Here is a 21638-nt window from a genome sequence, read left to right on the forward strand (position 1 = left end):
CGGAGGTTCGGGGCCCGGAGCGTTCAGCGCAGGGTGTAGCCTCGACACGCGACGGTGCGGAGGTTCGGGGCCCGGAGCGTTCAGCGCAGGGTGTAGCCTCGACACGCGACGGTGCGGAGGTTCGGGGCCCGGAGCGTTCAGCGCAGGGTGTAGCCTCGACACGGGGCGGGTTGGGCCCGGAGCGTTCAGCGCAGGGTGTAGCCTCGACACGCGACGGTGCGGAGGTTCGGGGCCCGGAGCGTTCAGCGCAGGGTGTAGCCTCGACACGCGACGGTGCGGAGGTTCGGGGCCCGGAGCGTTGCGCGCGGGTCTGGACGTCGACACGCGCGGGTGCGGATGCAGCGCGGGGTGCAGGCTCGACGCGCGTGCGTGCTGATCGTTCGGCGCAGCGGGGGTGGGCATGACGGCGGGGGCGAAGCTGGCGGCGGTGCCGTGGGCGGAGGTCGCGGCGGCGGGCGGGATCCGGCCGTGGGTCGACGCGGCGCTGGCGCGGCAGGGCCTGGCCGATCCGGGCGTGCCGTCGTCGATGTCCGACGGCGAGAAGAAGGCGTACAAGGCGCGGCGCGAGGAGGAGCGCCGGGTCCGGCGCGAGCTGTTCCGCGTGGCCTGGGCCGCGTACAAGGCGGTCCACATCGTCCACGTCGGCGCCGGCGTGTGGTGGCACGACACGCCCGACGTCGATCGCTTCGACGCGGCCGAGCCCGAGCGCAAGCGCGCCGACGCCGACCTGCCGGCGCTGCCCGACGTCGAGGCGCTGGCCAAGGCGCTCGGCCTGTCGATCGCGCGGCTGCGCTGGCTCAGCTACCACCGCGAGGTCGACACCGGCACCCACTACCAGCGCTGGACGGTGCCCAAGCGCGACGGCGGCGTCCGCCCGATCACCGCGCCCAAGCCCACGCTCAAGGCGGCGCAGCGGTGGATCGCGCGCTCGATCACCGAGCACCTGCCGGTCCACGGCGCCGCCCACGGCTTCCTGCCCGGGCGCTCGATCGCGACCAACGCGGTGGTCCACGCCGGCGCCAAGATCATCGTCAAGCTCGACATCGAGGGCTTCTACCCGACGGTGACCTACCGCCGGGTCAAGGGCCTCCTGCGCAAGGGCGCCGGCCTCGGCGAGCAGGTCGCGACCTTGCTCGCGCTGATGGCGACCGAGGCGCCGCGCGAGGAGCTGCTCGTGCGCGGCCGCACCTGCTACGTCGCCACCGGCCCGCGCGCGCTGCCCCAGGGCGCACCGACCAGCCCGTCGATCACCAACGCGCTGTGCCTGCGCCTCGACGGTCGCCTCACCGGCCTGGCCCGGAGCCTCGGCTGTCGCTACACCCGCTACGCCGATGACATGACGTTCTCGTGGCACGGCGGCGCGGCCGGCCAGGCCGATCGCACCAACGCGATCGGCAAGCTGCTGCGCGCGGTCGAGATGATCGTCGCGGCCGAGGGCTTCACGATCAAGCGCACCAAGACCCGGGTCATGCGCGGCGGCGGCCGGCAGCAGGTCACCGGGCTCGTGGTCAACCAGGCCGACGGGCGGCCGCCCGCGCGAGTGCCGCGCGCCACCCAGCGCAACCTGCGCGCGGCGATCAAGAACCGCGAGCTCGGGCGGCCCGGGCGCGGCGAGTCGATCGAGGCGCTGCGCGGCATGGCCGCGTTCGTGATGATGACCGACCCGGCGCGGGGCCGCGCGTTCATGGCGCGGATCGATCGACTGGCGGAGCGCGCCGGCGGAGCGCCGGCAGGAAGCGAGTGACCATGAGCGAGTGGCAGGTGCACCTGGAGTTCGAGGAGGGCACGTCGAGCAAGTTCTGGCGGGCGCGCGTCGACGGCGGGACGCTCTACGTCAACTACGGCAAGATCGGCACCAACGGCCAGACCCAGGTGAAGGACCTCGGGCCCGAGGGCGCCAAGAAGGAGCTCGACAAGCTCGAGCGCGAGAAGCGCAAGAAGGGCTACGCCGACGCCGGCGCGGGCGGCGGCGACGCGGCCGAGCCCGACGAGCCCGACGAGGACGAGGACGAGGACGAGGACGAGGACGAGGACGAGGCGCCGAAGAAGAAGGGCAAGAAGGCCGCCGCGCCTGCGCCCGCGCCCGCCGGGGCCAAGGCCGGCCCCGAGGCCCGGCTCACCCTCGCCGCCGGCGGTCGCCAGGTCGCGACCCACCTCGCGCTGGTCGGCGCGACCGTGCGCATGGACGCGCTCGAGACCTACGCCAGCCCCGAGGAGGCGCGCGCAAGGCGTACTACCGGCTCCTGGCCACGCTCGCCGGCGAGGGCCACGAGGAGCAGTGACCGCGACCTTGGCCGACGGCGCCTCGGTCGAGGTGCCCGGCTCGGGCTCGGCGCGCTACACGCTGTCGCGCCAGGGCGCGGTCTACGCGTGCACGTGCCCGGCCTGGCGCAACCAGGGCCGCACGATCGACGCGCGCACCTGCAAGCACCTGCGCGCGTACCTGGGCGCCGAGGTCGAGGACGCGCGCGTCGGCGCCGCGCCGGTGGCGAGCGGCGCGGCCCTGCGCGGCGGCCGCACCGCCGCGGTCGTCAAGGGCACCGCGCCGCCGGTGCTGCTCGCCCATGCCTGGGCCCACGACGTCGCCCCCGACGGCTGGTGGATGAGCGAGAAGCTCGACGGCATCCGCGCCTACTGGGACGGCGGGCAGTTCTGGTCGCGGCTCGGCAACCGCTTCGCCGCGCCGCCGTGGTTCATCGCCGCGTTGCCGGCGCACCCCCTCGACGGCGAGCTGTGGATGGGGCGCAAGCTGTTCCAGCGCACGACCAGCGTGGTGCGCTCGGGCGACGCCGGCGCCGCGTGGAAGCAGCTGCTGTACGTGGTGTTCGACGCCCCGGCGTCGGCCGCGCCGTTCGAGGACCGGATGGTCGAGGTGCGCGCGTCGCTCGATCGCCACGCGCCGCCGTACGCGCGCTGGCACGAGCACGTGCGCTGCGACGGCGTCGCGCACCTGCGCGCCGAGCTGGCCCGGGTCGAGGCCCTCGGCGGCGAGGGCCTGATGCTGCGCAAGCCCGGCTCGCGCTACGAGATCGGGCGCTCGAGCACGCTGCTCAAGGTCAAGACCTTCCACGACGCCGAGGCCCGGGTGATCGGCCACGCGCCCGGCGCCGGCAAGCACAAGGGCCGGCTGGGCGCGCTCGAGGTCGAGCTGGCCGACGGCACCCGGTTCTCGGTCGGCACCGGCCTGTCGGACGCCGAGCGGGACGCGCCGCCGCCGCTGGGCGCAGTGATCACGTTCCGCTACCAGGAGCTGTCGGACGACGGCGTGCCGCGGTTCCCGAGCTACGTCGGCGTGCGGATCGATGGCGAGGTGACGCCGATGTCGAAGCTGGCGGGCGGCCGGCCGGCGGCGGCGGGCGCGGTGAAGACGAAGACGACGAGGCGCGCGCCGGCTGCCGCGCCGGCTGCGGCTCCGGATCGGGATCAGAATCCGGATCGGGACCGGAATCCGGATCGGGATCGGGATCCGGATCGGGATCGGAATCCGGATCGGAATCCGGATCGGGATCGGAATCCGGATCGGGGGATCGGGATCGGGATCGGGATCGGGATCGGGATCCGGATCCGGATCGGAATCCGGATCGGATTCCGGATCGGATCGGGATCGGAATCCGGATCGGGATCGGAATCCGGATCGGGATCGGGATCGGGCGCAGGCCCCCGCCGCGCCTGGCGTCGTGCGCGTGTCGACCGACGCGCCGTCGCTGACGATCGCGCTCGAGCAGCCCGGCACGCCGGGGAAGTTCTGGACGGTCGAGGTCCGCGGCGCCCAGCACCTGATCCGGTTCGGCGCCCGCGGCGCCGGCGGCCAGACCCGGCTCACGGCGTTCGCGACCGAGGCCGCGGCGCAGGCTGACGCCGAGAAGCGCGCCGCCGCCAAGCGCAAGGACGGCTACCGCTGACCAGGATGAGGATCAGGATCAGGTCGACGCGGCGACGATGCGGACGAACCGCGCGCTGGTGCGATCGAGCTCGGGCAGGTCGCGGGTCGACGGATCGATCAGCTCGGCGGCGCGGAACCCGGCGATCGTGAGCTCGCGCTCGGCGGCGCGGGCGTCATCGAAGTGGAAGTGGATGCGGCCGCGCACGAACACGCCCAGGACGCCGGCGAACAGGCGCTCGATCGGCCCGGCCGACTCGCCCAGGTGCAGATCCGACAGGTACAGGCCGTGGGGGAACGTCGCCAGCGTGGCCGCGAACCGCCGCCACATCCGCGCGACCGAGGCAGGATCGAAGTAGTTGAGCAGCCCCTCGGTGACGATCGCGGTGCCGCGCGCCGGGTCGAGGGTCTCGGCCAGGGCCGCGATCGACCGCGGGCCGGCGTCGGCGGTGGCGTCGATCTCGACCACGCGGTGGTGCGGCCCGCCGGCGCCGGCCTTCGCCAGCACGGCACGCTTCTTGGCCGCCATGCCCGGCAGGTCGGCCTCGACGTAGGTGATCCGATCGCCGAACTCCCGCGCGAACCGCCAGCCGCGCGGCGACAGCCCGCACGCGACCTCCACGACCTGGCCGATCTCGCCGCGGTCGATGGCCGCCCGCAAGAGCGCGTCGATCATGTGGTGGCGCGCCAGCAGGAAGCCGTCGAGGTTGGGCTGCCCCGCTGCGCGCATGAGCCGGTTGGCCGGGCCGACCGCGCGGTAGAGAAACTGACCGGTCGGCGTCGCGAACGAGGGATCCGAGAGACCGTGCGCCAGCCACGTGTAGCCGGTGTAGTGGGCCGTCGGGCTGATCCGAGCACTGTCGTGAGGCACGGGCGCATCCTACGCCGGCCTGTGTGAGCGTGCGAAAACCTCTCCAAGAGCGATCCTTGTGCGAGTGGTTCTGAGTGCTTACAGCTTCACTCAGGACACGACGACCGTTCCGTGGTATCACTGAACATCAGACCAGTACGCTAGAGAGTCAGTCGTGCGCATCGCCAGCATCCACCTCCCATCCTTTTCGCTCCAGGCCGCCATCGCCGTCGCTCCGGATCGTGCCGCGCTCGCAGCGCATCCGGTGGCGGTGGTCGATGTCGCCTCTCCCGTCGTCACCGCGTGCTCGCGCGCGGCCTGGGTCCGCGGCGTCCGCCCCGGCATGGTCGCGTCGGTCGCGCGCGGCCACGCGCCTGAGCTGGTCACGCTGGTCCGCGACCTCGCCGGCGAGCTCGAGCTGCTGCGCGCCCTCGGCGACCGGCTGCTCGGGCTGGCCCCGGTGGTCGATCTCGGCGGACCGCCGCGCGGACAGCACCACGCCATGGTCGTCGAGGTGCCCGCGGGCAAGCGCGGCGCCACGTTCGGCGCGCGCCTGGTCGAGGCCTTCCAGGAGCGCGGCCTGCACGTGCGCGTCGGGATCGCCGACGATCGCTTCACCGCCGCCATCGCCGCGTCGAGCGGCGACCACGACGGCGCGGTCACCTGCGTGCCGCGCGGCGGGTCGGCGGCGTTCCTGGCCCCGCTGCCGCTGGCCCTGCTGGCGCTGCCGGCCGAGGTCCAGCACATGCTCGAGTGCCTGGGCGTGCGCACGCTCGGCGCCTTCGCCGATCTGCCGCCGCCGTCGGTGGCGCGGGCCTGGGACGCCGACCTGCAGGCGCTGGCCCGCGGCGACAGCGGCGGTCGGCTCGATCCGTACGTGCCGCCGCCCCGCCTGCACGAGCGGGTCCACGTCGATGGCAGGCTCGGCGCCGCGGTCCAGGCCGTGGCCGACCGGGTGATCGCGCGGCTCGGCTGTCGCGGCGGCGCCACCGCCCAGCTCGCGCTCGGCCTGGGCGCGGGTGCGCCGATCCGCATCGAGATCGACGGCGCGATGTCCGCCGACGAGCTCGGCGACGCGCTGGCCCGGGCCATCGGCTCCGCCACGCCGCTGGTGCTCGACGTCGACGTCACCACCGCCGCCGACGCGCCGTTGCTCGCGCCGGCCGTGCCACCGCCGCCGCCGCTGGTGCTGACCGCGGTGCCGAGCGTCCTCGGCGATCGCCCCGAGCACCGCCGCACCCGGCGCGGCAAGCAGCGCCCGCGGATCGCCCCCGGCCAGGCCCGGCTGTTCACGTCGGACTGAGTTTCCAGGGAGGCCTGTCGCCAGGCCTCCCCTCGTCGGGGGCGAGCCCCGACGAGCCTCCCCTCCGAGACGCGAAACTCCCGGCGCATGGACCGGTGCTCGACCGAAATACTGACAAGCGCTGAGCCCCAGAGGGCCCGTCGCCAGGCCCTCCCCCGTCGGGGGCAAGCCCCGACGGGGCCCCTACCCACGACCACCCACGACGCGAGACGCCCGGCGCGCCGACCGGTGCTCGACCGAAATGCTGACAAGCGCTGAGTCCCCAGAGGGGTCGTGGCCGAACCCAGGCAGGTGCAGGGGCGCTCCGACGTCCGAGGTCACGCCCGGACCACGTCGGCAGCTCGGGCAAGCTCGAACGAGGGTCCCGAGCCGCCGAGCCGCCGCTCCACCGACGACGCGAGACTCTCGGCGCCGACGCTGGCGCCGCCGTGCTACACGTCGGCCATGGCCGACTCGCTCGAAGACAAGCTCCGCCAGCAGCTCACCGCTGCGATGAAGGCGAAGGACTCCCGGACCGCCAACCTGGTGCGCATGATCAACACCAAGATCATGGAGCGCCGCACCGCCGAGGGCTTCAGCGGCGTGGTCGACGACGCGCTGATCCTCGACGTGATCTCCTCCTACAAGAAGGCGATGGAGAAGGCCCGGACCGAGTACGCGGCGCTCGGCGACCGCGGCAAGGACCAGGTCACCGAGCTCGAGTTCGAGCTGGCCTGGTGCGCGACCATGCTCCCGGCCGGCGCGTCCGAGGACGAGCTGCGCGCCGCGGTCGCCGCGGCGGTCGCGTCGCTGCCGGCCAAGGATCCCAAGATGGCGGGCCGGGTCATCGGCATGGTCAAGAAGCAGCTCGGCGATCGCGCCGACGCCCAGCTGGTCAAGCGCCTCGCCGACGAGGCCCTCGCCTGAGCGTCAGGCGGGTTCGGTCGCCGACGCGCAGACCTGCGCGCGAACGATCAGAGGGCTCAGGCGCTGCGCGCCTGGCTCCCGCGGCGTCCGCGGCTCAGACCGCGACCGGGAGGACCCGGCGGCGGACCAGCTTGATCGACAGCAGCCGGTACAGCATCTTCGACACCTCGAAGCTGCCCATCCGCGACTTGCGGACGATGTCCTTGACGGTGTTCTTGCCGTTGACCTGCTCGAGCACCGCCAGCTCCTCGCGGGTGAGCCGGCCGCGGCCCATCTGGGCCACCGCGTCCTCGTTGCGCAGGAACACCAGCTCGAAGTCGTCGATGGCCCGCTCGATCAGGTGCCACTCGTCGACGCGGCGGAAGCCCTCCATGAGCAGGGCCTCGACGTCGAGCTCGAGCGCGGCCTCGACCACCGGCGCCGGCGCGTCGCTGCCGGCCACGAACGCGAACGTGCCGTAGCGCCAGCGCAGCGCCTCGTACAGGAGCTCGCTGGTCTGCCGCGCGAGCGCGGTCCGGCGATCGGCGACGCTCAGGTGGCCCAGGCGCACGAGCTGCTCGCCGATCAGCTTGGCGGCGCCGGCGCGGCTGGCCAGGAACGCGTCGAAGTCGCCGCGCGGCATCAGCTCGCCGTCGACGATGTAGCGGCCCAGGAGCAGATCGTCGGCGAGGCCGGTGCCCAGGGCCTGGTCGATCCGCCCGCGCCGGAAGTACACGTCGATCCGGGCGCCGTTGCGCATCACCGTCAGCACGCCCGACTGCTCCTGGTGGTCGAGCAGCTGGACGATCTCGGCCAGCGGGATCACGCGCAGATCGCCGCGCAGCGACTCGCCGTCGAACACCGCCGGATCCAGCCCGGCCACCACCTGCGCCAGGGCGTCGTCGTCGAGCGCCGACCGCACCGTGTCAGCGATCGCGCCGGCGTCGGTCGGCACCCGGGCGTCGCCCTCGCCGCCGCCGTCGGCCGCGTCGGCCAGCGCGAACAGCGCCGCGACCCGGGCCGCGACCACGTCGGTCAGGTGGGCGCGCAGCGCCGCGAGCGCCCGGGCCCGGCCGCTGGTCGGGTCGATGACCTCGGCCGGCGCGACGCCGTCGCTCCGACCGCTGTCGCCGCTCCGGTACTTGCCGACCGTGTGCTGCACCACCGCGGTGATCGCCTCGGGCGAGAACGGCTTGGTGATGTAGTCGACGATGCCCATGACCTTGACGAACCGCTCGCCGACCTGGTCGCCCTTGGCGCTCATCAGCACCACCGGGATCTCGCGCAGCGCGGGGTCGGCGGCCAGCTCCCGGCACACCTGATAGCCGTTCATCTTCGGCATCACGAAGTCGAGCAAGATCAGGTCAGGGCGGTTCGCGCGGGCGGCCGCGAGCCCGGCCTCGCCGTCGGCGGCGGCCTCGACCACGAACCCGGCCTTGGTGAGCACGAGCTGCACCACCCGAACGATCGTCGGACTGTCATCGATGACGAGGACCCGCTCCGCGGCCATGACCGGCGCATCCTACTCGATCCGATCTGACCGGGGGGCCGAACGCCCACCCGTTCACGCGCGCCCGACCATGTAGGTGTTTGCGCGCAATTCGCGATCGGCTGGGAGTTTGGTCGCGTCTCGGGGGCCGTGGTAGCCTGTTGCACGTCTCTCATGGCCTCACCCGGGCACACGCTGGACAAGTACCCGAGGCGGTTCGGGAAGTACCACCTCCTCGGACCACTGGCCCAGGGCGGGATGGGGGCCCTGTACCTCGCGGTCACCGGCGATCGAGGCCTCGAGCGCATGATGGTCATCAAGACCGTCCTGCCCCACCTCGCCGACGCCGAGTACGTCGCGCGGTTCCGCGACGAGGCCAAGGTCGTGGTCAAGCTGTCGCACGGCAACCTGATCCCGGTGTTCGACGCCGGCCAGGTCAACGGCGAGCTGTTCCTGGCGATGGACTTCGTCGAGGGCCGCGATCTGCGCGCGATCTGGAACCGCTGCGCCCGCGAGCGGGTGGCGTTCCCGGTCGACATCGCGGTCTACGTGGTCAAGGAGCTGTGCCGCGGTCTGGCCTATGCCCACGCGTTCCCCGACCTACAGCTGGTCCACCGCGACATCTCCCCGCCCAACATCCTGGTGTCCTACACCGGCGAGGTGAAGCTGACCGACTTCGGGCTGGCGTCGTCCACGCTGAAGCTCGAGAAGACCGCGCCCGGCATCATCTACGGCAAGGTCGCGTACATGTCGCCCGAGCAGGCCCGGGGCGAGAAGCTCGACGGCCGCAGCGATCAATACGCGATCGCGATCGTGCTGTGGGAGCTGCTCACCGGCCGGCAGCTGTTCCCGCCGGGCAAGGAGCAGCCGCAGGACCTGCTGACCCGGGCCCGCAACCCCGAGGTGCTGCGGCCGAGCCGCAAGGCGCCGCGCGTGCCGGCCGAGCTCGACGACATCGTCGTGCGCGCGCTGTCGGCCGAGAAGGACCAGCGCTACCCGACCTGCGACGAGATGCGGCAGGCGCTGCAGGGCTGGTTGGCGATCAACGCCCCGACCACCGACTCGACCCGGATGTCGGACTTCCTGCGCGACCTGTTCGCCGACGACATCGTCAACGAGCGCACGGAGCGCGAGGCCATGCTGTCGAACGTGCGGCGCCGGGCCATGACGCTGCCGCCGACCGACGAGCTGCGCCAGATCCTCGAGAAGTCGGGCGACTACCACGTCGGCACCGACTCGTTGGCCGCGACCGCGGTGCGGACGCCCGGCTCGGTCGGGCGCCGGTCCGCCGACCGCGGCGACCAGGGGGTCGACCGGCGCAAGGCCAACGACCGCCGCGGGCCCGCGGCGGTGACCGCGCTGATGCCCGACGCGGACCCGTCGCCGACGGACTCGCAGCCGATCCTGGGGATGATCGTCGACGGTCGCTACCGGGTCGTCGAGCTGATCGGCGAGGGCGGGATGGGCAAGGTGTACCTGGCCGAGCACATCGACATCGGCAAGAAGGTCGCGCTCAAGGTCCTGCACCCGAGCTACAGCCGCATGCCCGACCTGGTCGAGCGGTTCCGGCGCGAGGCGCGCGCGGCGTCGAAGATCGGCCACCCGCACATCGTCGACGTCACCGACTCGGGCACCACCGCCGACGGCTCGGCCTACTTCGTCATGGAGTTCCTCCAGGGCGTCGAGCTGGGGTCGGTGATCGAGCGCGAGGGCGCGCTCGAGGTCGGCCGCGCGGTGCGGATCACCCAGCAGATCTGCCGCGCGCTGGCCGCCGCGCACACGGCCGGGATCATCCACCGCGACCTGAAGCCCGAGAACGTGTTCCTGACGATCCGCGACGGCACCACCGACTTCGTCAAGGTGCTCGACTTCGGCATCGCCAAGACCACCGAGGCCGAGGAGGCGCGCGAGCGCAAGCTCACCAGCCCCGGCATGGCGATGGGCACGCCCGAGTACATGGCGCCCGAGCAGGCCGCGGGCCGCCCGGCCGACGCCCGCTGCGACGTCTACGCGCTCGGCGCGATCCTGTACGAGATGCTGACCGGGGTGCCGCCCTACCAGGGCGACAACTTCATGGAGATCCTGACCAAGAAGGCGACGGTCGATCCGGTGGCGCCGATCCACCTGCGCTCGACCATCCCGGCGCCGGTGTCGGCGCTGGTGGCCGAGGCCATGGCCCGCAACCCCGACGATCGCCCCGCGACGATGGAGGCGTTCGAGTACGAGCTGACCAAGTGCATGGCCGGGCGCGGCACCGCGGTGGCGCAGATCCTCGGCATGTCGACCGATCAGCACCTGGTCGCGAGCCTCAACCCGGGGCTGTCGGGCCGCACGATCGACTCGGGCGTGTTCGCGCGGCCGACCTCGTCGCCGGCGCTGATGGTGCCGCGGACCCAGACCCCGATCCCGGGCGCGCTGATGGCGAGCCCGTCGACGCCGACGTCGTCGGCGCGGGTCGACGTGGTGGCGGCGCCGATGGCCGACCCCGCCGAGAGCCTGGCGCTGCCGTTGCAACGGGCCGGCTGGGCCACCGCGGCCTGGACCCTGCTCGGCCTCGGGCTCGCGGTCGGCGTCGGGGTGATCCTGTTCGTCGCCGCCGGCGAGCGCCGCGGCCACGTCAACGCCACCGCCGCGACCGCGGCGCCGAGCCCAGCCGCGGTCATCGTCGACGCTGGCGTGCCCCCGATCGACGCGGGCAAGGTCACGCCGGGCCCCGGCCCGGGCTCGAACCACGGCTCGGCCGGGCCGACGCGGACCGTCGACGTCCCGCCGTCGGACGGCGGCAGCGGCAAGCCCCGGATCAAGCCCGCGGGCGGCACCGGCGCGGCGCCGCCAGCGACGCTGTCCGAGGCCGACGCGGCCAAGCTCCTGGCCCAGGCCAACGACATGAAGGACCGCCTGCGCTACGCCGAGGCGAAGACCGCCTACGAGCAGGTGATCGCCAGCGGCCACTACCGCGGCGACGCGCTGGTCGGGTTGGCGTGGGTCTACTTCCAGACCTCCGACGTCGATCGGGCGATCGACACCGCCGACAAGGCCGTGCGCGCCGGCGCGGGCGACACCGCGCGCAAGATGCTCGGCCACTTCTACTTCAAGAAGGGCTTCTACGATCAGGCGCTGGTCTACTACCAGGCGCTGCTCAAGGCGCACCCGAAGGACAGCGGGCTGATCGAGCTGGTGAACGCGACCAAGGCCAAGCTGGCCAAGCAGCAGGGCGCGGCGGGCAGCGGCGGCAGCGGTCGCTGACCGATCTCGTCGAGGATCCCGAGCTCCGTGGCCGTGCGTCTCGTCGACGCTGGACGCCGTCGTGGGACGCCGTACGGCGGTGGGGCGACTCTTGTGTCGACTGAAACGACAATTGCTGTCAATCTTTCGTACTGGACGACAACGACCCACATCGCGACAATGGGGGCGTGAGCAACGATCGAACGTCGTCGAGCACCCCCGCCACGGAGCCCCGAACGTCGGCCCGTGATCGTCCGCGCGCCAAGGCGGGCAGGGCCGGAGCGCGCGGCGCGGCGGCGGCCAACAACGCCACGGCGCCCGAGGTCGTCGCGAAGGCGCCCGAGGTCGCGAAGGCGCCCGAGGTCGCGAAGGCGCCCGAGGTCGCGAAGGCGCCCGAGGTCGTCGCGAAGGCGCCCGAGGTCGCGAAGGCGCCCGAGGTCGCGAAGGCGCCCGAGGTCGTCGCGAAGGCGCCCGAGGTCGCGAAGGCGCCCGAGGTCGCGAAGGCGCCCGAGGTCGCGAAGGCGCCGAGGTCGCGAAGGCGCCCGAGGGTCGCGAAGGCGCCCGAGGTCGCGAAGGCGCCCGAGGTCGTCGCGAAGGCGCCCGAGGTCGCGAAGGCGCCCGAGGTCGCGAAGGCGCCCGAGGTCGTCGCGAAGGCGCCCGCTGAGGTCGTGGCGAACGCGTCCGCGCCAGCGTCGAGCAGCGCCAAGCTGGCGCCGCTGCCAAAGATCGACGCGCTGCCTACGGGCCCAGCCGATGACCCGATGCCGCCCTGGGGGCCGGCGCCGCGCGGCGACGCACGCTCGCTGCGAGGAAGAGGCCCTGACGGGACCGCCCGGTTCGCGGTGGTGTTCCGCACCAGGTCCGCGATCGCGATCGGGGTCGGCGTGGTCGGATGCCGCGGCAAGTGGCGCACGGTGACCTACCCGTCGCAAACCTCGGCGGCATCGGCGTACGCGCGCCGGTGCGCGCAGTTCGTCAGCGACGGGTATCAAGACCTCTAGAACACCGACCGCTTTGAAGTGCCTGCGGCGACGGGACCTTGCGGGCACCTCCGGGCGTACGTCCGATGCTCGCTCGTCACGTAGGCGCTCCTCGCTGCGCTTCGGGCGTGCGCCCGGATCTGCCTCGCACGTCCGCGTCTCGCGACGCATTCAAACCGGTCGGTGTCCTAGCCGCGACCGCGGGTCGCGCCGGGCGGGTGTCGATCCACGACGCCCCCGCCGCGGCGCCCGCGACCTTCGAGACATACTGCTGCGCATGGCGCCCACTGTCCCCGCGGCACCGGCCCCGCACGACCGCCGCCACGTGCGCTCGTCGGCGATCACCTCGTTCATCGACGCCGAGGCGATCGAGCGGCTGCTGTCGCCGTGGCTGCCCGACCCCGGCGATCGCGCGTTCATCGCCCGCTGCATCCTGGCCGAGGGTCCGGCGCACCACCGTGGCACCAACTACGTGCTGCTGCGCCTGCTCGGCCAGGTCGCCGCCAGCCGCGCCCCCGCCGCCGCGCCCGCCGACGGCGCGGTCGCGGTGCCGATCCGCCTGCCGCCGCAGGTCGCCGCGGATCACGACGACGGCGACTATCCGCTGCGGTTCCCGCGCCGGGTGCTCGAGCGCCTGGCGCCGCCCGGCTCAGCCACGCTCGACGCGATGGTCGACTGCGTGACCGATGGCCCGCCCCAGCACGCCCTCGCCAACGCCGCGATGCTGTGCCTGCTCGACGCGATCCTGGCCGAGCTCGCGCCGCCATGACCGCGATCGACGAGACCATGACCCAGTCGTTCCTGGTCGCGGCCGCCGAGCTCGGCATGTGCAGCGCGGCCTGGCTGTTCGTGTCCGAGTTCGGCGCCAGCGGCGGCGCCCCGCTCGTCACCGAGGCCCGCGATCGGCTCGGCCGCGACTTCCCGGTGCTCGACGCGGTGTGCGCGCGCTACCTGGACGGCCAGCGCGGCCCGGTGGTCGACGCCGCGCGGGTCCAGGCGGCCTGCGCCGGCACGCGCCGGCTGCTGGTGGTCGGCATCGAGACGGCGTTCCTCGATCAGCTGGTGCCGTTGATCGACGCCGAGATCGGCCTCTTGACCCACGGCGAGCTCGACACCGACTGGGCGCGCGTGCTCGACAACTACGGCGGCCGGGTCGTCCCGTACGACCTGGGCACGTTCCAGCGCTGCGCTGGCAGCCGCAGCGCCCTGCTCACGTTCCTGTACGGCAGCGGCGCCGCCCTCGCCCACGTCAACCCGGCCTGGCTGCGGGTGATCGCTGGCGACGTCCGCACCCAGTTCCGGACGCTCGTCGGCTGGGACGTGCTCGGCGGCCAGATGTACGTCTACCCGCGCTGGCTGGTGTCGGCGCCGCTGGCCGACTTCTCCCACGTGATCGCATGAGCGGCGTCGCGTACCTGTGCACGTCGATCCTGCTGGTGGCGCTGGCGGCCCAGGCGCGGTGGCCGAGCGCGCGGCTGGCGATCGTCACCGGCGGCGCCGGGGTCACGTGCCTGGTGACGTCGCTGTCGGGCGTGGCGTCGACCAGCGCGCTGCTCGGGGCGGTGCCCTGGGACGTGCTGGTCATGCTGATCGCGCTCGGGCTCCTGTCGGAGCTGCTGGTCGAGTCGCGGCTGTTCGGCGCGCTGGCGCTGGCGTCGACGCGGCGCTCCGGCGCCGATCCGCGCCGGCTGCTGCTGCTGTTCTCGGTCGGCATGTACCTGGTCAGCGGGCTGGTCAACAACCTGACCGCGATCCTGTTCGTGCTGCCGATCCTGCTGCGGCTGTTCAAGCTGCTCGGCGTCACGCAGCGCTACCTGGCGTGGTCGCTCGGCGTGCTGCTGGTCGCCTGCAACCTCGGCGGCGCGGCCACGCCGATCGGCGACTTCCCGGCGATCCTGCTGCTCGGCGGCGGGCGCATGGGCTTCACCGACTACCTGGTCGCGGCGGCGCCGCCGACCGCGCTGGCGCTGGTGCTCTTGCTCGCGGTGACCATCCTGGTCGTGCGTCCGACCCGCGACCTCGACGACAGCCCGCTGCGCCGCCGCCTCGCGGTCGCGGTCATCGGCGCGCTCTACCGCCGCGTGACGCTCGATCGCCGGCGGCTGGTGCCGGCGGTGGTGGCGATCACCGCGATGATCGTCGCCTGGGTGACCGTCCCGCCGACGCGGGTCGGGCCCGAGCTGATCTGCTGGCTCGGCGTCGGCGTCGCGCTGGCGACGTGGCCCCGGGTCGGCGAGCGGCTGCTGCGCACGCGCATCGAGATGGACGGCGCGCTGTTCCTGCTGTCGCTGTTCGTCATGGTCGGCGGCGTGAGCCGGGCCGGGACCTTCGTCGTGCTGGCGCGCTGGCTCACCGACCTGCCGGTGTCGCCGCTGGCCCAGCTGACGCTGTTCCTGCTCTTCGCTGGCGTCCTGACCGGGCTGTTCTCGGCCGGGCCCAGCATGGCCGCGCTGCTCGAGGTCGCCGACGTGCTGGCCGCGCGCATGTCGCCGACCGCGGTCTACGTCGGCCTGGCGCTGTCGGTGTGCGCCGGCAGCTCGCTGTTCCTGACCGCGGCGACCTCGGGGCCGATGGCGCAGATCATGACCGAGAAGGCGCGCCTGTCCGATCCCGGCGGCCGGCGCCTGCAGTTCGGGTTCTTCCAGTTCGCGCCGATCGGGCTGGTCGCGTTCACGATCATCCAGGCGGTCGCGGTGGCCTACGCCGTGACGGTCGCGTCGACGTGACCCGTCCGCCGCCGGTCAGCGGCGACGGACCCGACCGAACGCGACCCACAGCCCGAGCGCGCCGAGGGTGGGCGCGACCGCGGCCAGCAGCCGCGCGATCGGCGCGACGCCGCCGCCGAACCCGATCTGGGTCAGGTGCAGCGTCGACGCGACGGCGTCGATGGTGGCGGCGCTCGCCAGCACGCCCAGCAGCCGTCGCCGGGGGTGTCGGCTCGCGCGCCACAGCCCGAGCGCGAGGACCGCGTCGTAGGCGGCCCACGCGCCGAGCCGCGCCGCGCTGTAGCCGAACCAACCGGCGCTGCCGTGCGTGGCGACCACGGCCAGCGTGATCGCCCAGGGCACCAGCGGCACGCCCAGCGTCCACGCCAGCGCGCCGGGGTGCCGCACGATCGTGCGCGCGCCGAACGCGATCAGGCTGCCGCCCGCGAACGCGCGCAGGCCGTCGAGCACGTGCACCCCGGTCAGCTGGCCGGCCGGATAGTACAGCCACACGCGCTCCCATCCGGGCGGGTGCAGGCGCTGCTTGAACCGGCGCAGGCCCTCGAAGTCGTAGAGCGCGCCGCCCAGCCGGCCGAGCCAGCGCATCCAGCGCGGCACGCCGCCGGTCAGCGGCGCCATCCCGGTGGTGGCGTAGGTGGCGCCGTCGGCCGCGAGCTCGCGCAGCGCCGCGTCGACGAGGCTCTCGCTGGTGCCGTTGGGCGCGGCGCCGCCCCGGATCAGATCCTCGAGCAGCCAGCCGTCGCGCCCCGGGACCGGGACCAGCGACAGGTACGCGACCGCGTGGCCGTGGCGCTCGGCGACGAAGTAGCGGTGCGCCTCGGCGTGGTCGAACGGCGCCAGCGCCACCAGGAAGCCCATCGGCTCCATGTGGCGCCCCGTCAGCCACGCGTGGGTGATCGCGTCGAGCTCGGCCCGCAGCGCGGTCCCGGGCGCGAGCTCGGCGGCGGTGACCCGGCGGACGCGCACGCCCTTGGCGCGGGCCCGCCGGAGCTGCTCGCGCAGCGAGCGGTGAGCGCGCACGGTCGCGTCCCACTGCGCCGGGACCCAGACCGGCTGCTCGCCGAGCAAGGTGCGGTTGAACCCCGGCCACGGGTCGACGTCGTCGACGGCGAACAGCGAGGCGCGGCGCCCCGCGGCCCGGGCCGCCGCGACGAACCGCGCCGCCACCGCCGCGCGCTCGGACACCGGCGCGTGCGGCCCACCGGCCGCGACCCAGGCGCCGCCGGTGTCGAAGTACGCCACCGCCGCGTCGCCGTCGCGCCAGCACTTCAGCCCGGGCTCGAGGCCCTGGAAGGCCACCGCGTCGCGCCCGTGGGCCTCGATCGCGCGCACCAGCGCCGCCTGGTCGGCGTCGGAAGACATCGTCCTTGGGGTACCACGCCCACCGCCGGTGAGCGCGCGGGCTCGCGCCGGACCGCGCGATCCATGGCACGCTCTCCCCATGCCCGGGTCACGACTCCTGCTCGTGCTGCGCGTGCTCGCGGTCGGGCTGGTGGGCGCGCTGTCATGGAAGCTCTTGCGCGTCGACGACCGCACGACCACCGGCGCGGCGCTGGCGGTGCTCGAGATGGCGGCGCTGACGACGGTGCTGGTGTGGCCATCGCGGCTCCTGACCACCGCGGCGCTCGCCCTGCCGCTGGCCGTCGCGATCGCCCGGCAGGACGTCGTCATCGAGGTGGCGTGGGCGATGTGGAGCGCGACGGTGATCGGCCTGGCCAACCTCGTCCGCGGCGTGGCCGCGCGCGGTCAGCTGCCCGACGCGACGATCCGTCGCACCTGAGCCATCCGACCCGTCACCAGCGTCGGTTCCACAGCAGATCGAGGCCGAGCACGCCGCGATCGCCGGCGGTGCCTTGCAGCAAGAGATCGCGCCGGAGCCAGTACTCGGCCTCGCCCTCGTTGACGTTCTGATCGACCCGCGCATCGATCCGCGACCGGTACAGCACGAGCAGCTGATCGGTCAGCCAGGTCCCGACCACGAACGCCCCGCCGCTGGTCGCGGTGCTGGGCTCGTAGTTGAGCACGTCGAGCGGGATCGGCAGCGCCTGGTGCAGGAAGCCCCGACCACCGACGCCGCCACCGAGGCCGCCACGCCGGTGGCGGCGTCGACGGTCTCGTTGCCGGCCGAGGTCGGCGAGCCGCCCATGAGGAACGCCAGCAGCTGGCCCTCGGTGTACTTGTCCGGGACCGAGGCCAACCGCACCCGCGGCTTGCTGTAGCGCTGGTCGACCCGGACCTGCAGCACGAGCTGCGGGAACTGGTACTCGATCTCGACGTCGAGCAGCGGATCGAGCGCCCCGTCGAACACCAGCTGCGCGCGGCGGATGTCGTAGCGGCGCTCGAGCACGAGCACGGTGCCGCGGGCGACCGCGATCGTGCCGTCGACCGCGGCGCCGTCGGCCCCGACGGTCACGGTCAGGTCGCCGCCGACGTCGCCCCGGAAGCGCGGGGAGACCACCGCGACCGGCTCGATGGCGAGGGACAGCACGAGCAGCGGCACGGTCGGGCGCGTGCCCATCCAGGTGCGCAGCACCGTGGCGCGGGTGAGCGGCAGCGGCGCGGTGACCGAGGTGTCGGTCGTGAACACCAGATCGAGCGGCGCGCCGGCTGGGTGCAGCGCCCGCCCGCCGCCCTCGGAGATGTCGACCGTGCCGTCGCGCACCCGGGCCGTGGCGGTCCAGCGCGGCTGGGTCATGTCGAGCTCGACGTGCAGGTCGCCGTCGAGCTTCGGCGCCAGCGAGGTGATCATCGTCAGCGCGCGCACGCCGACGTCGATCGAGAGGGTCCGCGGCACCAGCCCGGCGAGCACCGCGCTGACCTCGAGCTCGACCCGGCCCGCCTCGACCGCGCCCGCCGCGGTCACGTGGGCCGAGCCCGCCGCGAACGTGGCGTCGATCGTGCCGTCGCGCAGCGTGCCGATCGTGTCGGCCAGCGGCACCTGGACGCCGGACACCTGGGCGACCCCGACCAGGAGGGCTCGATCGCGCGTGCCCCCGCGCAGCTGCAGGTCTGCGTCGAGGACACCGCGCACGCCCAGGAGCAGCGTCGGCGCCAGCCGCGCCAGCGGCGCCACCTGGAACCGGCGGGCGCCGATCGACGCCCGCGCGCTCGCCACCTCGGCCGGATCGAGGTCGACGGTCAGGTCGAGCGCGCCGCCGTCGTCCTGGCGGCCGCGGACCTCGCCGTGGAGCGCGCCGGGCTGGTAGCGCAGGTCGACGTCGAGCTGGCGCAGGCCGCCGCGGGCGCGGCCGCCGCCGCGGGCGGCGCGGGCGCCGAGGTCGGTCACCACCAGCGCCGCGGTCGCCACCGGTGCGTCGAGCGTGCCGGTCAGGTCGCCGGCGCCGGACACCCGACCGCTGATGCGGGTCGGCTGGCCGAGCGCCCGCGCGATCGTCGCCACGTCGCGCTCGCGCAGCGCGATCGTGCCGTGGAGCGGCAGCGTGCGCAGCGACGCGGTCCCGGCCAGCAGCTCGGGCAACGTCGTCGGCGCGGTCGCGGCCACGGTCGCGAGCGGGCGGCCGGCCAGGCCGAGGTCGACGGTGGCGTCGAGGCCGCGCCCGTCGGCGTGCGCGACCGCCGTGACCGTGACCGGCGCGGTCAGCGGCCCGCCGATCAGGTCGCGGGCGTCGACCCGGACCTCGACCGTGCGCAGGCCCGCGCTGGCGGTGACCGCCCCGCCGACGGTCCCGCGCAGCCGCTCCTGGCCGAGGGCCCGGGCCAGCGCGGCGTCGATCGTGACGTCGTCGAGGGTCGCGGTCAGCCCATCGACCGCGGTGACGTCGAGCGCGCGCCACGCGGTGAGGTCGAACGGCCGCGCCGGCGCGCGCACCGCGCCGGCGACGTGCGCGGTCCCGAGCCCGCGGAGGACCGCGTCGACCTGGATCTGCGCGGGCGCCGCGCCGTCGCGGATGACCGTCACGTCGAGATCGAGCGGCGCCGGCGCGCCGGTCATCGCGAGCCCGCGCCCGCGGATCGCGAGCTCGGCGCGGTCGGGGTCCGCGGTCACGGTCGTCGCGATCGTGCCCGTCACGGTCGCGGGGCCGCCGGTGAGCCGGGCGATCGCCCCGAGGTCGAGGGCGTCGGCCTCGATCCGGACCGCCCGCACCGCGGCGCGCTCGAGCCGACGCCACCCGGCCAGGTCGTCGAGCCGGCGCGGCGGCGTCACCGTCGCCGCCACCGTCAGCGCGCCGACGTCGGGCCCGCGGCCGTCGAGCGCCAGGGTCACGGTCCTGGGGCTGACCTCGGCGGTGACCGCCAGCTCGATCGGCTGCGCGCCCGCGGCCACGACCACGCCCAGCCCGGTGACCGCGACCTCGCCCGTGACCGCGCGCCCGCGCTGCCGCAGCGTGGCTCGGCCGGCGATGACGCCGCGCGCGATCGCCGGCACGCCGGGCAGGCCGCGCAGCCGCGCGAGGTCCACGTCGGTGATCGTCACGGTGCCGGCCCGGCGCGCGAGGCCCGGGCCGAGGCCGACCTCGCCGTCGATCGCGATCGCGCCGCCGGCCGCGCGCGCGCGCACGCCCCGGACGGTCAGGCGCGCCGGCGCGACCACCAGCTCGCCGCCGGCGCCGACCAGCTCGACCCCAGCGGTCGCGATCCGGTAGCGCCCGAGCCCGACGCGGGTCCGGCCGTCGTCGCCCGCGCCGGTCCGCACGACGGTCGCGCCGACGGACGCGGCCACCGCGCGCGCGCGATCGCGCGCCTCGAGCTGCACCGCGATCGGCCCGCGCGCGTCCAGCGGGCCGCGCGCGGTCACCGTGACCGACGGCAGCGGGCGTCGATCCCAGCGGAGGCCGGACGCGACCAGGCGGACGTCACCGCTCAGCGCCGCGGGCGCGCCGGCCGCCGCCACCGTCAGCGCGACCGTCCGCGCCCGCCCGACGCCGACGACCAGATCGCGGCCGTCGATCGTGCCGCGCACGTCGACGTGCGCGCGGTCGCCGTCGAGCATCCCGCCGCCGGTGAGCGCGACGTCGAGCGCGCCGTCGGCCGGCACCGCGCCCCGGGTCGCGGCGGCGATCGAGCCGATCGCCGCGGTCAGCGCGCCGTCGTCGAGCTGGTACCCCTCGGCGGTCGCGCGCACCGTCCCGGTGGCCGTGACCGCGGTCGGGCCCGGACCGCGCCCGGTGACCGCGACGGTGACGGCGCCGGCGCGCGCCTCGAGCGTGACCCCGAGCTGATCGAGCGCGACCTGCGCGACCGTGCCGTGGCCGGCCAGCGTCGCCGTGCCGGTGACCGCGGCCAGCCCGAGCGCGGCCGGGTCGGACGCCAGCGCCAGGGTCATCGTCGCCGCCAGCTCCGACGGCGGCAGCCCCGGGCTCAGGCGCGCCAGATCGATCGCCGCCAGCTCGAGCGTGCCGTCGACCCGGCGCGCCTGCGGCCGCACCGCGAGCGTGCCGTCGATCGTGGCGCCGCCAGCGCCGCCGCCCAGGCGCAGCTCGACGACGCCGTCGGGGCGCGCCGCCGCGTGGACGTCGAGGTCGACCGCGAGCGCCGGCAGGGCGGCCTCGGGCACCAGCCGCGCCAGCTCGCCCGGCGGCGCGACGATGCGCACCTGACCTTCGAACGCGCCCGGGCCGCCGTAGCGCACCGCCGTGGCGGTGATCGTCGCGCGCTCGACCCCGATCCGCGCGTGCGCGACCGTCACGACCCCGGCCGCGTCCACCGCCACGTCGGCCGAGGCGGTCAGCGCGGCGCCGGCGCGCTCGCGCCAGATCGCCGCCACCTGGCCGTGGGCGACCAACGGGCCCGCCGCCGCCAGGCGCACGTCCGCGGTCACGGTCACGTCGTCGAGGTGATCGACGCCCGCGGCGCCGCGATCGATCGTGATCGCGCCGGCCCGCACCTCGAGCCGCTCGACCGCGATGTCCCAGGTCCCGGGCTCGGGGCTCGGCTGGTAGAGCGTCGCGACGTTGGGCGCCTCGCCGCCGATCGCGCGCACGCGCAGATCGATCCCGTCGAGCACCAGGGTCTCGAGCGCCAGCTCGCCGTGGAGCAACGCGCCGTAGCGCAGGTTGACCCGCACCGCGCGCGCGATCACGGTCGGCTGGCCGGTGGCGTCGCGCAGCTCGACGTCGCGCAGCACCAGGTCGCCCAGCACGCTGCCCTCGAGCCGGCCGACGTGGGCGCCGCCGGGGAACGACTTCGCCAGCGCGGCCTCGACCTGCCGCCGCAGGCGCTCGCGGCCCCAGTCGGTGTGCAGCACGACGAGGGTGGCGACGATCGCGATCGCGACCACGGCCAGCGCCGCGAGCACCACGCGCTTGCACCAGCGCAGCACCGTGCGCACGGTCGGCACGG

The 21638-nt window shown here is 74.7% G+C and carries 15 protein-coding genes and 2 pseudogenes; 11 read left to right on the top strand and 6 right to left on the bottom strand.

The features are described 5' to 3' along the window. The first annotated feature begins 400 nt into the window (after positions 1-400). The 4 genes and pseudogenes from IPL61_04625 to IPL61_04640 all read left to right on the top strand — a co-directional run bounded on the left by IPL61_04625 (position 401) and on the right by IPL61_04640 (position 3902). A complete protein-coding gene (locus IPL61_04625) occupies positions 401-1744 on the top strand; it encodes an RNA-directed DNA polymerase (GenBank protein ID MBK9030617.1) in 1344 nt (447 codons plus the stop codon). Positions 1745-1746: 2 nt separating this feature from the next. Continuing rightward, positions 1747-1959 (top strand): annotated as a pseudogene (locus tag IPL61_04630) (WGR domain-containing protein). Positions 1960-2278: 319 nt separating this feature from the next. Beyond that, positions 2279-3304: pseudogene (locus IPL61_04635) on the top strand (DNA ligase). A 379-nt stretch (positions 3305-3683) separates the two neighbouring features. Beyond that, positions 3684-3902 (top strand): WGR domain-containing protein, encoded by a 219-nt coding sequence (locus IPL61_04640; GenBank protein MBK9030618.1) that lies wholly within the window; start codon positions 3684-3686, stop codon positions 3900-3902. 18 nt (positions 3903-3920) lie between these two features. Here the strand turns inward: IPL61_04640 and IPL61_04645 are convergent, their stop codons facing one another. Next, positions 3921-4751, bottom strand: coding sequence for a class I SAM-dependent methyltransferase (locus tag IPL61_04645; GenBank protein ID MBK9030619.1), 831 nt, complete (start codon positions 4749-4751; stop codon positions 3921-3923). Between the two features lie 250 nt (positions 4752-5001). On the opposite strand from IPL61_04645, the gene IPL61_04650 reads away from it, so the two are divergent. Beyond that, complete coding sequence (locus IPL61_04650) at positions 5002-6033, top strand: hypothetical protein (protein MBK9030620.1); 1032 nt, start codon at positions 5002-5004, stop codon at positions 6031-6033. A 444-nt stretch (positions 6034-6477) separates the two neighbouring features. Further along, positions 6478-6939: a GatB/YqeY domain-containing protein gene (locus tag IPL61_04655; protein MBK9030621.1), complete on the top strand. Its 462-nt coding sequence runs from the start codon at positions 6478-6480 to the stop codon at positions 6937-6939. A gap of 94 nt (positions 6940-7033) precedes the next feature. Here IPL61_04655 and IPL61_04660 read toward each other — a convergent pair whose 3' ends face one another. Then, complete coding sequence (locus IPL61_04660; GenBank protein ID MBK9030622.1) at positions 7034-8428, bottom strand: response regulator; 1395 nt, start codon at positions 8426-8428, stop codon at positions 7034-7036. Positions 8429-8581: 153 nt separating this feature from the next. Between IPL61_04660 and IPL61_04665 the strand changes: the two genes are divergently transcribed. Next, positions 8582-11653 (top strand): protein kinase, encoded by a 3072-nt coding sequence (locus IPL61_04665; protein ID MBK9030623.1) that lies wholly within the window; start codon positions 8582-8584, stop codon positions 11651-11653. A gap of 118 nt (positions 11654-11771) precedes the next feature. Here IPL61_04665 and IPL61_04670 read toward each other — a convergent pair whose 3' ends face one another. Continuing rightward, positions 11772-12545 (bottom strand): hypothetical protein, encoded by a 774-nt coding sequence (locus IPL61_04670; protein MBK9030624.1) that lies wholly within the window; start codon positions 12543-12545, stop codon positions 11772-11774. A 407-nt stretch (positions 12546-12952) separates the two neighbouring features. On the opposite strand from IPL61_04670, the gene IPL61_04675 reads away from it, so the two are divergent. The 3 genes from IPL61_04675 to IPL61_04685 are packed head-to-tail and all read left to right on the top strand — an operon-like array spanning position 12953 to position 15338. Beyond that, positions 12953-13381, top strand: coding sequence for a hypothetical protein (locus IPL61_04675; GenBank protein ID MBK9030625.1), 429 nt, complete (start codon positions 12953-12955; stop codon positions 13379-13381). Then, entirely contained in the window at positions 13378-14013 is a 636-nt protein-coding gene (locus IPL61_04680) for a hypothetical protein (GenBank protein ID MBK9030626.1), read from the top strand. Before IPL61_04675 ends, IPL61_04680 begins: the two co-directional genes overlap by 4 nt. Further along, complete coding sequence (locus IPL61_04685; protein MBK9030627.1) at positions 14010-15338, top strand: permease; 1329 nt, start codon at positions 14010-14012, stop codon at positions 15336-15338. Before IPL61_04680 ends, IPL61_04685 begins: the two co-directional genes overlap by 4 nt. 15 nt (positions 15339-15353) lie before the next feature. Here the strand turns inward: IPL61_04685 and IPL61_04690 are convergent, their stop codons facing one another. Beyond that, on the bottom strand, positions 15354-16700 hold the full coding sequence (locus IPL61_04690) for a DUF2156 domain-containing protein (protein ID MBK9030628.1): 1347 nt from the start codon (positions 16698-16700) through the stop codon (positions 15354-15356). A gap of 79 nt (positions 16701-16779) precedes the next feature. Here IPL61_04690 and IPL61_04695 point away from each other — a divergent pair, with 79 nt between their 5' ends. After that, positions 16780-17118, top strand: a complete 339-nt coding sequence (locus tag IPL61_04695) for a hypothetical protein (protein ID MBK9030629.1) — start codon at positions 16780-16782, stop codon at positions 17116-17118. A 13-nt stretch (positions 17119-17131) separates the two neighbouring features. On the opposite strand, the gene IPL61_04700 is transcribed toward IPL61_04695, so the two are convergent. After that, on the bottom strand, positions 17132-17362 hold the full coding sequence (locus tag IPL61_04700) for a hypothetical protein (protein MBK9030630.1): 231 nt from the start codon (positions 17360-17362) through the stop codon (positions 17132-17134). Next, positions 17299-21627: a translocation/assembly module TamB domain-containing protein gene (locus IPL61_04705; protein ID MBK9030631.1), complete on the bottom strand. Its 4329-nt coding sequence runs from the start codon at positions 21625-21627 to the stop codon at positions 17299-17301. The genes IPL61_04700 and IPL61_04705 overlap by 64 nt, the downstream gene beginning before the upstream one ends. Positions 21628-21638 lie beyond the last annotated feature (11 nt).

The sequence above is a fragment of the Myxococcales bacterium genome, assembly GCA_016717005.1.
In the GTDB taxonomy this organism is placed as follows: domain Bacteria; phylum Myxococcota_A; class Polyangia; order Haliangiales; family Haliangiaceae; genus UBA2376.